Origin of the sequence: Streptomyces sp. NPDC005195 (assembly GCF_040608315.1) — a bacterium.
Classification (GTDB): domain Bacteria; phylum Actinomycetota; class Actinomycetes; order Streptomycetales; family Streptomycetaceae; genus Streptomyces; species Streptomyces kaempferi.
The window spans coordinates 1-2038 of the sequence record NZ_JBEXHZ010000267.1; the positions used below are offsets into that span (position 1 = coordinate 1).

At 71.1% G+C, this 2038-nt stretch carries 2 protein-coding genes; both read left to right on the forward strand.

Annotated features, from left to right (window positions below):
* The first annotated feature begins 271 nt into the window (after positions 1-271).
* A complete protein-coding gene (locus ABZV34_RS38820) occupies positions 272-937 on the forward strand; it encodes a response regulator transcription factor (RefSeq protein ID WP_356287814.1) in 666 nt (221 codons plus the stop codon).
* On the forward strand, positions 934-2037 hold the full coding sequence (locus ABZV34_RS38825) for a histidine kinase (protein ID WP_356287817.1): 1104 nt from the start codon (positions 934-936) through the stop codon (positions 2035-2037). The genes ABZV34_RS38820 and ABZV34_RS38825 overlap by 4 nt, the downstream gene beginning before the upstream one ends.
* Position 2038 lies beyond the last annotated feature (1 nt).

Sequence of the window (2038 nt, forward strand, 5' to 3'; positions counted from 1 at the left end):
CGAAAGGGGACGGCGACGACGTACGAGAGGGGGAGGCGGATGCCCGCGCAACGGGCGCCGCCCCGGGCGGTACCGCCTCCGCCACGTCGTGCGTCATACGTTCCAGGGTCGAGGACGCCGCTCGCGGCAGATATCCGGCAGGTGTCCACAACCGCCCCGCCGACTGGCTGGCGCGCTCCCCGCCGCCTGGCCGTATCCGGTGTCGGACAGCCGCAGGGCGTGCTCGGCATGGTACGAATCGGACAGTGGTCCGACGGCGAGTGGAGCACCTGTGATCCGGGTATTGGTGGTCGACGACGAGGCCATGATCCGTACGGGTTTTCAGCACATCCTCGACGCGGCACACGACATCGAGGTCGCGGCCGCGGTCCCCGGCGGCCAGGCCCTCCGGACGGCCCAGGACACACGCCCTGACGTCGTACTCCTCGACATCCGGATGCCCGACGTCGACGGCCTCACCGTCCTCGCCGGCCTCCGTCGGCTGCCGCACCCCCCGGTGGTGGCCATGCTCACGACGTTCGACATGGACGAATACGTGGCGACGGCGCTGCGCTCGGGCGCGGCGGGCTTCCTGCTCAAGGACACCGACCCCGAGGAGCTCCCGTTCCTGGTGCGGACGCTGGCCGACGGCGGCACCGTCCTGTCGTCCAAGGTCACCCGTACGGTCGTGGACGGCTACCTGAACGCCGGACCCCGGGAAACCGCCGCCCACAGCCTCGCCCGGCTGACCGACCGCGAACGGGACGTACTCGTCCTCATCGCCGAGGGACTGTCCAACGCCGACATCGGCACGCGGATGCACCTCAGTACCGGCACGGTCAAGGACCACGTGAGCGCGATCCTCGGCAAGCTCGAGGTGGACGGCCGGGTCCAGGCCGCCCTGCTCGCCGAACGGGCCGGCCTCCTCAAGGAGCCGCGGGGCGAGGACGGGGGATGAACCTCCGCCGGCCGCGCGCGCCGCTGTTGGACGCCGCCCTCGTCACCGCCTCGCTCCTCGACGTCTGGGTCAAGGTGCACATCGACGAGCCACTCCGGCTGTCCTGTGCCCTGGTCGCCGCCTTCTCCCTCTTTCTGCGACGTCGCCTGCCGCTGTTCACCTTCCTGCTCACGCTGCCCGCTGTCCTGGTCTCCGACGCCGTCTTCGCCGCGCTGGCCGCGCTGTACACACTCGCCTCGTTCACCCGTCACCGCACCATGCTCGCCATCTGTATCACGGTGTTCACGATCTGTGACATGACCATATGGCCGTCGCTGAGCTACGACTTCGCGAAGACGGCGACCGTGATCACTCTGGGCTACACCGCTGCCACGGCGGCCGCTCCCGTCTTCCTCGGCCAACTCGTCCAGGCCCGGCGTGATCTGTCGCGGCAGCTCGCCGAGATCTCCGAGGCGCGCGACCACAAGCGGCTGCTGACCGCGCAGAGCGTGCTGGCCAGGGAACGCGCACAGCTCGCCCGGGAGATGCACGACGTGGTCTCCCACCAGGTCAGCCTGATCGCGGTGCGGGCCGGAGCACTCCAGGTCGGTACCCAGGACGCCGAGGCGAAGGAGGCGGCCGCCACGATCCGACGGCTGAGCGTCCAGACCCTGTACGAGCTGCGGCACATGGTCAGCGTGCTGCGCGACTCCGGGGGGCGCCCCACGGAACTCACACCGCAGCCGTCCCTGGCGGACCTCCATCGGCTGGTCGACAACAGCGGTATCGAGACCGAGCTGCGGACCGACGTGCCCGACGACCTGCCGCCCACCGTGCAGCGGGCCATCTACCGCACCGTCCAGGAAGCGCTGACCAACGCGCGCAAGCACGCCCCCGGAACCACCGCGACGGTGCACATCCGCCATCACGGCGGCGCCGTCCGCGCCACGGTCACCAACACCGCACCGACCCACCCCCCGCTCCCGCTGCCGAGCGCGCACCACGGACTGGTCGGCCTGCGCCAGCGCGCGGCACTCCTCGGCGGCACCGTGACCGCCGGCCCCACCGCGGACGGCGGCTACGAACTGCGTCTGGAGCTCCCGGCCGAGGGCCGACCGTGAC